Below are 13,077 nucleotides of genomic sequence, written 5' to 3'. Positions count from 1 at the left end.
CTTTGTGGCGACGGACCCGGCCACCCTACGCAACCGGCCCCGGCTCCCGGTAACCCGCGCCCGCCGCCGCGACCACCGCCGCGCCGGTGCCGAGCGCCAGGCAGAGCGGCGAGTAGTACCGGGCGTCGAGGCGGCGGAACCGCTCGGAGCGCAGGGCCCGCTCGCCGCCGACCAGCGTCAACCCGCCCGCGCCGCGGGTCAGCAGCGTCGCCGACACCGTCCACACGCCCGCCCGGCGCAGCCGCGCCGGCCCGACCGCCGGCACCGCCCCGGCCTCGGCGGCCACCAGGTAGGCGGCCGCGCCGAGCAGCCCCGCCACCGCCGCGCACGCCGCCGCCGGGGGCACCCCGTCGCCGGTGCCGACCACGGTGTCCGCGAACTCCTCCGGGGTCCGCAGCGGCCACGGCGTCACCGTCCACAGCGCGTGCAGCGCCCCCGTCCCCGCCAGCGCCCCGGCCACCGCCGTCCCCACGACCCGTACCGCTCGCATCGTCCGTTCCCCCTTCGCCGTCGATCATCAGCGCCTCCCACGCTACGACTCCTTACGCCGCGCGCCCGCGGGCCCGTCCCGCGCGCCCGCCCCTGCTCGCGCCCCGCGTGCCCGCCCCGCTCGCGCCCCGCCGGGACATCGGCGCGCCGCCCGCCGCCGACCTCCGGCCGGAACCACCCGCCCGGCCCTACGCTGCCCCCATGCCCCGCCGAAAACTGCGCGTCAAGGCCGCCGACTCCGCCCGGATCAATGCCGAACTGGCCGAGCTGCGGGCCGCTCTGGAGATCCGCACCGAATGGCCCGAGGCGGCGCTGGCGGAGGCCGAGCGGGCCGCCGGGGCACCCCGGCTGCCCGACCACGACGCCACCGAGCTGCCGCTGTTCACCGTCGACCCGCCCGGCTCCCGCGACCTCGACCAGGCGATGCACCTCGCCCACCGCCCCGGCGGCGGCTACCGGGTGCACTACGCCATCGCCGACGTCGCCGCCTTCGTCCGCCCCGGCGGGGCGATCGACGAGGAGGCCCGCCGCCGGGTGCAGACCCTCTACTTCCCCGACCGGCCGGTGGCGCTGCACCCCACCCGGCTCTCCGAGGACGCGGCCAGCCTGCTGCCCGGCGAGCCCCGCCCCGCGCTGCTCTGGCAGATCGACCTGGACGAGGACGGCGCCGTCGTCCTCGCCGACCTGCGGCGCGCCGTGGTCCGCTCGCACCGCCGGCTCGACTACGCGGCCGTCCAGCGCGCCGTGGACGCCGGCGGCGCCGACGAGCAGCTCGTGCTGCTCGCCACCGTCGGCCGGCTGCGCGAGGAGCGGGAGCGCGAGCGCGGCGGGATCAGCCTCCCGGTGCCCGAGCAGGAGATCGAGGAGACCCCGCGCGGCTACGTCCTCGGCTACCGCGCGCCCACCCCCGCCGACGGCTGGAACGCCCAGATCTCGCTGCTCACCGGCATGGCCGCGGCCGAGCTGATGCTGGACGCCGGGGTCGGCCTGCTCCGCACCCTGCCCGCCGCGCCGCCCGCCGCGTTCGAGCGGCTGCGCCGCACCGCCCGCGCGCTGGAGATCGACTGGCCCGACGGCCTGCCGTACCCGGAGCTGGTCCGTTCGTTGGACCCGGACCGCCCGCTGCACGCCGCCTTCCTGAACGAGTGCACCGGCCTGCTGCGCGGCGCCGGCTACCGGGCCTTCGACACCGCCCGGGGCCGGCCCGCGCCCGCCGACCCCGGGCACGCCGCGCTGGCCGCGCCGTACGCGCACTGCACCGCGCCGCTGCGCCGACTGGGCGACCGGTTCGCCCAGGAGGTCTGCGCGGCGGTCGCGGCGGGGGAGGAGCCGCCGGACTGGGCGCGCGAGGCGCTGGAGGACGTGGCCGCGCTGATGACGGCGGGGGACCGCCGCGCGGGCGAGGTCGAACGGGCCTGCGTGGACCTGGTGGAGGCGGAGGTGCTCTCCGGCCGGGTGGGCGAGGACTTCCCGGCGGTGGTCGTCGACGTGGACGCCGAGCGGCCGGGCCGGGGCACCGTCCAGCTCCGCGAGCCGGCCGTCCGGGCCCGCTGCGACCGGGCGGCGCCGGGACCGGGCGCGGGGGCCGACGGGGAGTCACCCGGCACCGCCCTGCCGCTCGGCGGCCGGATCGCCGCCCGGCTCACCGTCGCGGACCCCGCCACCCGGACGGTCCGCTTCGCCGCCGTCTGAGCCGGGTCCTGGTGGGAGGATCGACCCGTGCCCGATGCGACCTTCATGAGTCCGCCGCCCGTCGCCGACCCCGGCCGGCGCCGCCGACAGCTCGTCCTGGCGATCTGCTGCATGAGCCTGTTCATCGTCGGGCTCGACAACACCGTCGTGAACATCGCCCTCCCGGAGATCCAGAAGGACCTGGACGCCCCCGCCTCCGGCCTGCAGTGGATCATCGACGCCTACACCCTGGTGCTGGCCTCGCTGCTGATGCTGTTCGGCTCGCTCGCCGACCGCTTCGGCCGCCGCCGGGTGTTCCAGACCGGCCTGGTGGTCTTCGTGCTCGGCTCGCTGCTCTGCAGCCTGGCGCCGAGCCTGGGGTGGCTGGTGCTGTTCCGGGCGGTGCAGGCGGTGGGCGGTTCGATGCTCAACCCGGTGGCGATGTCGATCATCACCAACACCTTCACCGAACCCCGGGAGCGGGCGCGGGCGATCGGCGTCTGGGGCGGGGTGGTCGGCATCTCGATGGCGCTCGGGCCGCTGCTCGGCGGCTTCCTGGTGCACGCCGCCGGCTGGCCGGCGATCTTCCTGATCAATGTCCCGGTCGGGCTGCTGGCCTGTCTGCTGACCGCCCGTTACGTGCCCGAGTCGCGCGCGCCGCGGGCCCGCCGGCTCGACCCGGTGGGACAGCTGCTGATGGTGGTGCTGCTCGGCTGCGGCACCGCCGCGATCATCGAGGGCCCGGACCACGGCTGGACCTCCCCGCTGATCCTCGGCCTGGCCGTGGCCGCGCTCGCCGCGCTGGTGGCCTTCCCGCTCTGGGAGCGGCGGGTCGCCGAGCCGCTGGTGGACCCGAGGTTCTTCCGCAGCGCGCCGTTCACCGGGGCCACCCTGACCGCCGTCTGCGCCTTCGCCTCGCTCGGCGGGTTCCTCTTCCTCAACACCATCTACCTGCAGGACGTCCGTCGGTACAGCCCGATGGAGGCCGGTCTGTGGACGCTGCCGATGGCCGTGATGATGCTGGTCTGCGCGCCGCTGTCGGGCCGGATCGTCGGCGCCAGGGGCCCCCGGCTGCCGCTGGTGCTGGCCGGTCTCGGCCTGGTCGCCAGCGGTCTGCTGCTGACCCGGCTGGCGGCGGACTCCCCGCCGGCGCTGCTGCTGGCCGCGTACGGGCTGTTCGGCTTCGGCTTCGGCTTCGTCAACGCGCCGATCACCAACTCCGCCGTCTCCGGCATGCCGCGGGCCCAGGCCGGGGTGGCGGCGGCCGTCGCCTCGACCAGCCGGCAGGTCGGCCAGTCGCTCGGCGTCGCGGTGATCGGCACCGTGGTCGCCTCGGCCGTGGTCGGCCCGGTGCTCACCGGCTTCGCCCCGGCGAGCCACGCCGGCTGGTGGATCATGGTCGGGCTCGGCGCGACGATCCTGCTGCTCGGCCTGGTCACCACCTCCGCCTGGGGCACCGCCACCGCGGCCCGGGTGGCCGCCCACCTCGGCGCGGAGCCGCCGCCGGCCCGCCCCGGAGTACGGGAGGCCCCGCCCGAGCGGCTACCATGACCCCTACGGCGGAAGAGCCGGCCGGGCGGTCGCGACGGGTCCCAGGACCCGCCGAGGAACGTCCGGGCTCCACAGAGCAGGGTGGTGGGTAACGCCCACCCGGGGTGACCCGCGGGACAGTGCCACAGAAAACAGACCGCCCGCCGCTTCGGCGACGGGTAAGGGTGAAACGGTGGTGTAAGAGACCACCAGCGACCGGGGTGACCCGGCCGGCTAGGTAAACCCCACCTGGAGCAAGGTCAAGATCGGCGCCCCAGGGCGCTGTGCGCGGATGCTTGAGGGCTGCTCGCCCGAGTCCGCGGGTAGACCGCACGAGGCTGTCGGCAACGGCAGTCCTAGATGGATGACCGCCTCCCCGGCCCGCGCGAGCGGCCCGGGAGACAGAACCCGGCGTACAGGCCGACTCTTCCGCCCCTGACGTCCGCGAAGGCCCCCCGACCCACGGTCGGGGGGCCTTCGGCGGTTCCGGGGCCCGGGGCCCGGGGGTCAGCCCGGGTGGGTGCCGACGGCGTCGCGGATCTGGTCGCCGAGACCGCCGTTGACGCGGGCGCAGTGGGCGCAGCAGAAGAACATCCCGGCGACCTCGACGCCGTGGCCGACGATCCGGACGCTGCACTGCTCGCAGCGCGGGGCGAGCTTCTCCATGGCGCACTCGAAGCTGTCGAAGGTGTAGACGTCGCCGGTGACGGTCTTGATCTCGAAGGCGAGCCAGTAGTCGTTGCCGCAGGTGACGCAGGTGGCCATGGCGGCGCACTTCCTTCCGGGCGGGTGGGACGGACGGCGGGGCCGGGCGGCTGCCCGGCCCTTCCAGTGTCCGAGCGCCCTCGGCGGGCGGCCACCCGGTGGAGCCACCCGGTCAGGCGGGGCGGGTGGAGAGCTTCTCCAGGGCGCCGAGGACGCGTTCGGCGTCGTCGGCGGCGACGAAGAGGTGGTCGTGGTGGAAGCCGGCCACCACGTTGCAGCTGAGCCCCTCCTCGGCGAGCCGGGTCGCGACGGCGGCGGTCAGCCCGACGGCCTCCAGGGCGGAGTGGATCCGCAGGGTGATCCAGGCGGCCACGTACTCGTAGCGCAGGCCCAGCGCGTCCGCCTCCTCCTGGGCCACCACCACGGTCACCCCCTCGGGTTCGGCGACGGTGACGACCGGCCGCAGCCCGGCGGGCACCTTGGTGGGGAGCGTGCAGTAGACGTACCGCCCCGGGTTGAGCACGGGGCGCAGGTCGCGCAGCAGCGTTGCGAGGTCTCGTTCTCCGGCCATGGACGCACCGTAGCGGCTTAGGTCCTCTCTTTCGGATCACGCCGGGCGGTCGCCGCCGGAGCACGCACCTCGCCGGCTTGTCGTCGGTCGCCGATGCTCCGCATGGACTCCCTCCTCCGCACCGCCGAGGCACGCACTCCAACAACGCCCACTCGTCCGACGGGATCCGAAAGAGAGGACCTAGGGGCCGACCGTGTCGGAAGGTGTATCGCTGACCGTTGACGGCCGACAGTCAGCGATATATCGTCGAGTTATCGAGACAGTAACTCGACTGTCCCGAACGATCGTCTGACGATCGTCGCGACGGGGCCGCGTCCGAGCGGTCCGAACTGGAGGTGGGTGCCATGCGCCCAGGACGATTCCGTGGAGAAGGCGGTCCCGGCGGTTGCCGCCCGGGGCCGGAGTTCGCCGGCACGCCCGGTGAGAGGTACGAGGGCCGGGGGGCGTTCGGTCCCTTCGGGCCGCCCTTCGGCGGCGGCGGGCCGGGCGGACGCCCGGGTCCGCCGTGGGCCCGGGGCGGTTTCGGCGGGCCGCCGCCGTGGGTGCGCGGTCGGCGCGGCGGGCGGGCCAGGCGCGGGGACGTGCGTGCCTCGCTGCTGGCGCTGCTCAAGGAGCGGCCGATGCACGGCTACGAGATGATCGCCGAGATCGCCGAGCGCTCGGGCGGGGCCTGGCGGCCCAGTCCCGGTTCGGTCTACCCCACCCTCCAGCTGCTGGAGGAGGAGGGCCTGGTCACGGCGGAGGAGGTCGGCGGCAAGCGGCTGGTCCAGCTCACCGAGGCGGGCCGGACCGAGGCCGAGGCCGGACCGGACGAGCCGTGGGCCGAGGCCGGCCAGGAGGTCGACTGGGCCGCGGTCCAGGAGGTCGGCCAGGCGCTGGGCGCGGTGGAGCAGGCCGTCCGCCAGGTCATGGCGACGGGCACCGAGGCGCAGCGCGCCAAGGGCCTGGAGGTGCTCAACGAGGCCCGCAAGAAGCTGTACCTGATCCTGGCCGAGGACGCCTGACCGGTCCCGGTACGGATGCCGGAGGTGCTGCTGCTCAGCTGCGGACGGCGAACAGCGCCACGCACGCGAGCAGCAGCACCGTCCAGCCGAACCAGAGCCAGCCGTTGGAGCCGAGCACCGCGCTGTAGACGCTGACCGCCACCAGCAGGCCGGCCGTGACCCCGGCCACCTGCCGGTTGTGCAGCGACACCGACCGGGAGCGGTTCCTCGGGTGCCGTTCGGTTCTCGCCATCGCCGTCCTCCCGCGAGGGGAGGCGGTCGTCACCCGGAAGCGCGGGCGGTGGCCGCCTCGTCGTACTCGTAGCGCCAGAACCAGCGGGTGCCCCGCTGCTGCTTGGCCCGGACGTACACCAGTGTGCGCGCCGGAGTGTCCCCGTGCGAAGGGACCGGCACGGTGTACTTCTTGGGCACCCCGTACATCGGGCCCAGCGGGATGGGGAGGATCCGGCCGTCCAGGGGGCCGCCGACGAATTCGGTGTCCGCGCTCTTCACCCCACCAGGGTCTCACCCCGGCGGGGGTCCGCGGCGGGCCGGGCGCGGGGGCGGGCGGACGGGCGCGGACCCGGTCACCGCGGGTGCCCCGGCGGAGGCGGTGTGAGGGCCGGGTGCCGGGAGTGTGACCGGAGAGGCACCGCCCCCGGTCATCCGAAGGGCCCGCGCACCCTTATCCTTCCTGTTACGCCCTCGGGGTCCACCCGGGTCAGCGGGCCCGTACGGGCCGGGCGAGGCGCATCTCATCGTGCCCGCCGGGCCGCCGAGCCGCAGCCGTCGTGCCGCCTTGACTCCGTACCGTGACCCCCGGGCGTCGACCGTCCGGCAACACCGGCTCCGGCCGGCGGGGCGCGGGACCGCAGTGCCGAGCACCACCCGGGGAAGCAGCGGGGGGCGCCGTGCGTTGCGTCGGAGTGGTACGTCGAACGCTGTGTCACACCAGGCACGGCAATGCGCGGAAGGGGCCCGATGGAATCCGGCGGCAGGTGGACGGCCTGGTGGCAGAAGCGGGATCGTGAGCGGGCCCGGTCGGCGGCACCCGACACCCCCGCCGCCAGACTGGACCAACTGCTCGGCGCGGTGCGCGCCGGCTTCCCGCTCGCTCCCGCCGCGCATCCGGCCGGGTACCGCTGTTCCTGCGACCGGGTGGCCTGTCCGGCTCCGGCCCAGCACCCGGTCTCCTTCGCCTGGCAGACGCAGGCCACCACCGACCCGGAGCAGCTCGCCCGCTGGCTCTCCCGCGACCCGCTGGCCAACTTCGTCACCGCCACCGGCCGCGCCCACGACGTACTGGACGTCCCGGCCGAGGCCGGCCGGCTCGCCCTGGAGCGGCTGACCGCGCTCGGCGTCGAGGGCCCGGTGGCCGCGGTCGGCGAGGACCGCTACCTGTTCTTCACCGCCACCAGGGGCACCCCGGTGGACGAGGACGAGTGGTGGCCGAGCGCCCTGGACTCCACGCCCGACACCATGTCCGAGCACCCCGGCCTGCGCTGGCACTGCCGGGGCTCGTACACCCTGCTGCCGCCGGCCGCGCTGCCGGACGGCTCCGAGGTGCGCTGGCTGCGCGGGCCGGAGCAGCCGCTGCCGGACCCGCTGCGGGTCCTGGACGTGCTGACCGACGCCTGCACCGAGGTGGGCGCGGTGGCCGAGGAGCAGTGGCTGATCGGCTGACGGGCCGTCCGCCGACGTGGACCGGCCCGCCGGGCCGGCCCGCGTCGTCCGGCGCTACGGGAGGGTGAGGACCTCGGCGCCGTCCGCCGTGACCACCAGGGTGTGCTCGAACTGGGCGGTGCGCTTGCGGTCCTTGGTGACGACGGTCCAGCCGTCCGCCCAGATCTCGTAGTCGTAGGTGCCCAGCGTGAGCATCGGCTCGATGGTGAAGGTCATGCCCGGCTTGATGACCTCGGTGGCCCGCTCGCTGTCGTAGTGCGGGACGATCAGGCCGGAGTGGAACGACGTGTTGATGCCGTGTCCGGTGAAGTCCCGGACCACGCCGTAGTCGAAGCGCTTGGCGTAGGACTCGATGACCCGTCCGATCACATTGATGAGACGGCCCGGCTTGACCGCCTTGATCGCCCGGTCCAGCGACTCCCTGGTCCGCTCGACCAGCAGCCGGGACTCCTCGTCCACGTCGCCGACCAGGTAGGTGGCGTTGAGGTCGCCGTGCACCCCGTGGATGTACGCGGTGGCGTCGATGTTGACGATGTCGCCGTCCTGGAGGACGGTCGAGTCGGGGATGCCGTGGCAGATGACCTCGTTGATCGAGGTGCAGACCGACTTGGGGAAGCCCCGGTAGCCGAGGTCGGACGGGTAGGCCCCGTGGTCGCACATGTACGCGTGCGCGACGGCGTCCAGCGCGTCCGTGGTGACACCGGGGGCGATCAGCTTCGCCGCCTCGGCCATCGCCCGGGCGGCGATCCCGCCGGCGATCCGCATCTTCTCGATCGTCTCGGCGGTCTGCACCTCGGGCCCGGTGTACGGCGTCGGCGCGGGCTTCCCGACGTACTCGGGGCGCGGGATGTGCGCCGGGACCTTGCGGATGGGGGACTGGATGCCGGGTACGAGTGCCATGGCGCCGATTCTAATTGCGGGGCCCTCCGGCCCGGGGGCGGGCACCGGGTGTGCGGCCGGCGCCGGGGCGGGGAATGATCGGGACGACGCGACGCAAGGCGGGGACACGACCGCCGCTACGGAGGTGACCACCATGGCCCTGGGATTCCGGCGGAACAAGCCGACCGGCCGGCCCGGCGAATGGTTCTACTGCATCAAGCACGCCAAGGTCGAGGAGGGGCCGGAGTGCCCGGCCAAGGACCGCCTGGGCCCGTACTCCACCCAGCAGGAGGCGGCGCACGCGCTGGAGACCGCGGAGCTGCGCAACCGCGAGTGGAAGAACGACCCGCAGTGGAACGACCGGCCGCAGGACGGCGAGGGGGAGTAGCCCCGGGCCTGGTGGACTAGCCGGCGGTGGCGGGGCTCTCCTCGGTCGGGGAGAGCCCCGCCGCGCGTTCCGCCGCCGCCCGTTCCGCCGCCACGCGCTCGTGCTCGGCCCGGACGGCGGCCGCGTGCGGGTCGGTGCGGTCGTCGTAGGACAGCAGCCGGGGCAGCGCGGTGGCCAGCGCGAGCACGCCCACCACGCAGGCCACGCCGCCGACCCACACCGAGGCCCGGACGCCGACCAGCCCGGCCATGCCGCCCGCCCGGACCTGGCCGAGCTGCGGCCCGACCGAGTAGCTGAGCAGTTCGACCCCGGCCATCCGGCCGCGCACCGCGTCCGGGATCGACTGGTTCCACAGCGTGGAGCGGGCGATCCCGCTGATCTGGTCGGCGCCGCCGGCCAGCGCCAGGCAGAGCAGCACCAGCCAGACCGAGCCGGACAGGCCGGCCAGGGCGATCGCCACGCCCCAGCCGAGCGCCGCGGCCAGCAGCAGCCGGCCGTGCCGGTGGATCCGGGACGTCCAGCCGCCGGTCACCGAGACCAGCAGGGCGCCGACCGCCGAGGCGGCGTACATCGGGCCGAGCGCCCAGCCGGCGTCCAGCTCGGCGGCCAGGAACGGGAAGATCGCCACCGGGAAGGCGAACAGCATCGCGCACAGGTCGATCGCGTAGGTGCCGAGCAGGTCCTTGCGGCTCCACGCGTAGCGGACACCGGTGAGCACCGCCCGCACCGAGGGCTTCTCGGCGCCGGTGGGCGGCGGCACCGCCCGGATCCGGGAGAGCAGCAGCAGCGAGGCGCCGAAGGTGACCACGTCCAGGGCGAACGCGGTCTGCACCCCGGCGAAGGTGACCACGATGCCGGCCAGGGTCGGGCCGGCCACCGAGGCGGCGTTGCGGTAGAGGGAGTTGAGCGCGAAGGCGGCGGTCAGCTGGTCGTGCGGGACGATCCGCGGGGTGAGCGAGTCCAGGGCCGGGCGCTGCAGGCCGTCGGCGGCGGCGACCAGCGCGGCCACCAGGTAGATCGGCCACAGCACGGGGGTCGGCAGCAGCGCGTTGACCAGCAGCAGGACGGAGAGCAGGCCGAGCCCCGCCTCGGCGAACAGCACCAGGCGGCGGCGGTCCAGCGCGTCGGCGAGGGCGCCGCCCCAGAGGCCGAAGACGATCAGCGGGACCAGCTCGAAGGCGCCGACCAGGCCGACCGCGACCGAGGAGTCGGTCAACTCCTTGATCTGCATCGGCACGGCGACGTAGGTGAGGAAGCTGCCGAAGCCGGTGACACAGCCGGAGAGCCACAGCAGGCGGAACTCCCGGGAGGAGCGCCAGGGGGTCAGGTCGGGGGCGACCGTGCGCAGCAGGGACTTCACCCGACCGCTCGGGGGCGTGGCGGCTTCGTTCACGAGCGACCATCCTCTGCGGGGGCGGGGCCCGGCCGCAACGGATTTTCCGGCCGCCGCCCACGTGCTGCCGCCCCGGCCGCCGTCGCCGCCCGCCGTCCTGGCCGCCTGCTGTCCCGCCCCCGCCCGTCGCCCGGCCCGCCGTCACCAGCGGCTGATCGTCGGCCCCGCGGTGAGCCGCTCGGCGAGCGCGGCCAGCCGTCCCAGCGCCGAGCGCTGCCCGGGCGGCTGCCCGGCGGCGGCGCTGACCAGGTGCTGGGCGAGGTCGAAGGGCTCGTCCTCGGCCGTGCCGACGGCGAGCCGACGGTGCGCCAGCCCGGCCAGCTCGCCCGGGTCGGCGGACCCGTCCGGGGTGCCGGGCGCCGCGCCCTCCAGCGCCAGCACCGTCGCCCCGTGCCGGCGGGCGTCGTGCACCCGCTCCAGCAGCGGTTCCCCGGCCGAGGTCGGGGCGACCACCAGGACGGTCGCCCCGCGCCCGGCCCCGGTCAGCCGCCCCAGACCGTGCGCCAGATGGGCCGGGGCGGCGGCCGGGACCCGGTGCCGCAGCAGGGTCGGCGCCAGCCGGGGGACGTCCGACCAGGCGGCCTCGTCCTCCAGGTGGGCGGCCAGGTGCCAGGGCTCGTACCCGGTGGTGCCGACGAGCAGCAGCTCGCCCGCGCCGCGCCGGGTGACCGCGTGCCGGAGCTCCCCGGCGAAGCCGCCGACGGCTTCCAGCCAACCGGTTCCGGCCAGACGGTCCCTCAGTGCCGAAACTCTCACCGCGTCCATGGCGCTCAGGATGTCGCGACGGGCCGCTCGTTTGGCAGGATCGGCCCATGACTTCCCTCGATTCAGCGACAAACCCGGCCCATGAGCTGCCGGACGTCTCGCAGCTGGTGGTCGGTGTCCTCGGCGGCACCGGCGACCAGGGGCGGGGGCTGGCCCTGCGGCTGGCCAAGGCCGGCCAGCAGGTGATCATCGGTTCGCGCGACGCGGCCCGCGCGCAGGCCTCGGCGGACGCGATCGGCCTCGGGGTGCGCGGCGCGGACAACGCCGCCACCGCCCGTGAGAGCGACATCGTCATCGTGGCGGTGCCCTGGGACGGGCACGCCGCCACCCTCACCGCCCTCCGCGAGGAGCTGGCCGGCAAGATCGTGGTGGACTGCGTCAACCCGCTCGGCTTCGACAAGCAGGGCGCCTTCGCGCTCGTCCCGGAGGAGGGCAGCGCCGCCCAGCAGGCCGCCGCCCTGCTGCCGGACTCCCGGGTGACCGCGGCCTTCCACCACCTGTCGGCGGTGCTGCTCCAGGACGAGTCGATCGAGCGGATCGACACCGATGTGATGGTGCTCGGCGAGGAGCGGGCCGCCACCGACATCGTGCAGGCGCTGGCCGGCCGGATCCCCGGCATGCGGGGCATCTTCGCGGGGCGCCTGCGCAACGCGCACCAGGTGGAGTCGCTGGTGGCGAACCTGATCTCGGTCAACCGCCGCTACAAGGCGCACGCGGGTCTGCGCATCACGGACGTCTGAGCACCGGCGTCCGCCGACTGCCCGGTCCGGTCCGGTCGTCCGACGACCGGACCGGATCGCCGACCTCACCCCTGGACCCGGTCCGGGGGTGAGGTCGGCGACAATGGGGGCCGACCTCACCCCCGGCCGCAGGAGTACCCCGCCATGCCCCGCACGTCCGTCCTCGCCTCGCTCGTCGTCGTTCTCGCGCTGGCCGCCGCCGTGGTCTCGCTGGTGCAGGGCTGGTGGCTCGGCCTGGTCTGGCTGCCGATGGCCGGCATCGCCAGCAATGTGCTCTGGATGAACCTGCGCCGGGAGAAGCTGGCCCGCGCGGCGGCCGAGCGCGCCTGAGGCCCGCCCCGGAGGACACGCCCCGGCCGGTCGGTCCTGGTCCGGTCGGTCCCGACCCGGTCAGTCCTTCCAGAACATGAACAGCTCGTGGCCCACCTGCGCGTACACCCGGTCGACGCCCACCAGGTCCATCGCCCCGTAGACGCCTTCGAAGAAGAAGTGGTTGATCTCCGGCTGCCAGAGCAGCGCGAAGACGGCCAGCATGCCGTAGGGCGCGAACGGCTCGATCGCCCGCCGGGTCTTCGCCGACAGCCACGGCTCCACGATCCCGTAGCCGTCCAGGCCGGGCACCGGCAGCAGGTTGAGCAGGGTCGCGCTCAGCTGGAGCATGCCGAGGAAGCCCAGCGCGAGCGCCAGCGGCGAGACGTCCAGCTCGTAGCCGTTCCAGACCGCGTGCACCGAGGAGTCGTCCAGCCAGCCCGCGCCGACCGGGACCAGCAGCAGCACCGCGGCGAGCAGGTTCACCAGCGGACCGGCGGCCGAGATCAGGCTGTGCTTGAGCCGCCCCTTCACCCGGTGCCGCTCGATCCAGACCGCGCCGCCGGGCAGGCCGATGCCGCCCAGCAGCACGAAGACGATCGGCAGCACGAAGCTGAGCAGGGCGTTCGCGTACTTGAACGGGTTGAGGGTCAGGTAGCCCTTGGCGCCGACGCTGATGTCGCCGCCGTGCAGTGCGGTGCGCGCGTGCGCGTACTCGTGCAGGCAGAGCGAGACCATCCAGCCGGCCACCACGAAAAGGAAGATCCCGAACCGGTCGTTGCCGTAGCCCTGGAACACCGCCACGGCGGAGGTGGCGAAGATCGCGAGCAGGACCCAGAACACCGGGCTGATCCGGCGGTCCTCGCTGCGTGAGCGCTGCGTGGCGGCGAAGGTCATGGTGTGGGTGCTCCGGTGGTCGGGGGATGAGGGCGGGGCAGAGGCCGATCATGCCGGGCGGGCCCGCGCCGGAC

At 74.8% G+C, this 13,077-nt stretch carries 16 protein-coding genes and 1 other RNA gene; 8 read left to right on the top strand and 9 right to left on the bottom strand.

Features of this window, described 5'->3' with window-relative positions:
* Positions 1–25 precede the first annotated feature (25 nt).
* Positions 26–490 (bottom strand): DUF3995 domain-containing protein, encoded by a 465-nt coding sequence (locus tag ACW14Y_RS14085; protein WP_380308954.1) that lies wholly within the window; start codon positions 488–490, stop codon positions 26–28.
* Positions 491–690: 200 nt separating this feature from the next.
* Between ACW14Y_RS14085 and ACW14Y_RS14080 the strand changes: the two genes are divergently transcribed.
* From ACW14Y_RS14080 to rnpB, 3 genes are all read left to right on the top strand, one after another.
* A complete protein-coding gene (locus ACW14Y_RS14080; RefSeq protein WP_380391357.1) occupies positions 691–2,181 on the top strand; it encodes an RNB domain-containing ribonuclease in 1,491 nt (496 codons plus the stop codon).
* A gap of 45 nt (positions 2,182–2,226) precedes the next feature.
* Positions 2,227–3,711: a DHA2 family efflux MFS transporter permease subunit gene (locus ACW14Y_RS14075; protein ID WP_380308968.1), complete on the top strand. Its 1,485-nt coding sequence runs from the start codon at positions 2,227–2,229 to the stop codon at positions 3,709–3,711.
* 13 nt (positions 3,712–3,724) lie between these two features.
* Positions 3,725–4,122: RNase P RNA component class A (rnpB, locus tag ACW14Y_RS14070), an RNA gene on the top strand.
* 75 nt (positions 4,123–4,197) lie between these two features.
* On the opposite strand, the gene ACW14Y_RS14065 is transcribed toward rnpB, so the two are convergent.
* Both ACW14Y_RS14065 and ACW14Y_RS14060 read right to left on the bottom strand, forming a co-directional pair.
* Entirely contained in the window at positions 4,198–4,455 is a 258-nt protein-coding gene (locus tag ACW14Y_RS14065) for a hypothetical protein (RefSeq protein WP_030391599.1), read from the bottom strand.
* 112 nt (positions 4,456–4,567) lie between these two features.
* Positions 4,568–4,966, bottom strand: a complete 399-nt coding sequence (locus ACW14Y_RS14060; RefSeq protein ID WP_380308958.1) for an ACT domain-containing protein — start codon at positions 4,964–4,966, stop codon at positions 4,568–4,570.
* Positions 4,967–5,310: 344 nt separating this feature from the next.
* Here ACW14Y_RS14060 and ACW14Y_RS14055 point away from each other — a divergent pair, with 344 nt between their 5' ends.
* Complete coding sequence (locus ACW14Y_RS14055) at positions 5,311–5,970, top strand: PadR family transcriptional regulator (protein WP_266269034.1); 660 nt, start codon at positions 5,311–5,313, stop codon at positions 5,968–5,970.
* A gap of 34 nt (positions 5,971–6,004) precedes the next feature.
* Here ACW14Y_RS14055 and ACW14Y_RS14050 read toward each other — a convergent pair whose 3' ends face one another.
* Both ACW14Y_RS14050 and ACW14Y_RS14045 read right to left on the bottom strand, forming a co-directional pair.
* Positions 6,005–6,202 (bottom strand): hypothetical protein, encoded by a 198-nt coding sequence (locus tag ACW14Y_RS14050; protein ID WP_159425007.1) that lies wholly within the window; start codon positions 6,200–6,202, stop codon positions 6,005–6,007.
* A 29-nt stretch (positions 6,203–6,231) separates the two neighbouring features.
* Positions 6,232–6,462, bottom strand: coding sequence for a hypothetical protein (locus ACW14Y_RS14045; RefSeq protein WP_107452606.1), 231 nt, complete (start codon positions 6,460–6,462; stop codon positions 6,232–6,234).
* 468 nt (positions 6,463–6,930) lie between these two features.
* Between ACW14Y_RS14045 and ACW14Y_RS14040 the strand changes: the two genes are divergently transcribed.
* Positions 6,931–7,632, top strand: coding sequence for a bifunctional DNA primase/polymerase (locus tag ACW14Y_RS14040; RefSeq protein WP_030391595.1), 702 nt, complete (start codon positions 6,931–6,933; stop codon positions 7,630–7,632).
* A gap of 54 nt (positions 7,633–7,686) precedes the next feature.
* On the opposite strand, the gene map is transcribed toward ACW14Y_RS14040, so the two are convergent.
* Entirely contained in the window at positions 7,687–8,532 is an 846-nt protein-coding gene (map, locus tag ACW14Y_RS14035) for a type I methionyl aminopeptidase (RefSeq protein ID WP_266310956.1), read from the bottom strand.
* 133 nt (positions 8,533–8,665) lie between these two features.
* On the opposite strand from map, the gene ACW14Y_RS14030 reads away from it, so the two are divergent.
* A complete protein-coding gene (locus ACW14Y_RS14030) occupies positions 8,666–8,899 on the top strand; it encodes a hypothetical protein (protein ID WP_456986937.1) in 234 nt (77 codons plus the stop codon).
* A gap of 16 nt (positions 8,900–8,915) precedes the next feature.
* On the opposite strand, the gene ACW14Y_RS14025 is transcribed toward ACW14Y_RS14030, so the two are convergent.
* On the bottom strand, positions 8,916–10,292 hold the full coding sequence (locus ACW14Y_RS14025) for an MFS transporter (RefSeq protein WP_456986935.1): 1,377 nt from the start codon (positions 10,290–10,292) through the stop codon (positions 8,916–8,918).
* Positions 10,293–10,433: 141 nt separating this feature from the next.
* The gene (locus tag ACW14Y_RS14020) at positions 10,434–11,057 is read right to left on the bottom strand and encodes a hypothetical protein (RefSeq protein ID WP_380308962.1); all 624 of its coding nucleotides are present in this window, start codon (positions 11,055–11,057) and stop codon (positions 10,434–10,436) included.
* A 47-nt stretch (positions 11,058–11,104) separates the two neighbouring features.
* Between ACW14Y_RS14020 and npdG the strand changes: the two genes are divergently transcribed.
* Positions 11,105–11,797, top strand: coding sequence for an NADPH-dependent F420 reductase (gene npdG, locus ACW14Y_RS14015; protein WP_045940430.1), 693 nt, complete (start codon positions 11,105–11,107; stop codon positions 11,795–11,797).
* 144 nt (positions 11,798–11,941) lie between these two features.
* A complete protein-coding gene (locus ACW14Y_RS14010) occupies positions 11,942–12,127 on the top strand; it encodes a hypothetical protein (RefSeq protein ID WP_266269026.1) in 186 nt (61 codons plus the stop codon).
* A gap of 60 nt (positions 12,128–12,187) precedes the next feature.
* Here ACW14Y_RS14010 and ACW14Y_RS14005 read toward each other — a convergent pair whose 3' ends face one another.
* Positions 12,188–13,003 carry a site-2 protease family protein gene (locus tag ACW14Y_RS14005; protein ID WP_456986932.1) on the bottom strand — a complete coding sequence of 272 codons (816 nt, stop codon included), beginning with the start codon at positions 13,001–13,003 and terminating at the stop codon, positions 12,188–12,190.
* Between the last annotated feature and the right edge of the window lie 74 nt (positions 13,004–13,077).

This window comes from Kitasatospora sp. cg17-2 (assembly GCF_054031055.1).
Note: the sequence above shows the minus strand (reverse complement) of the source record. Positions and strands in the feature narration are given on the sequence as shown.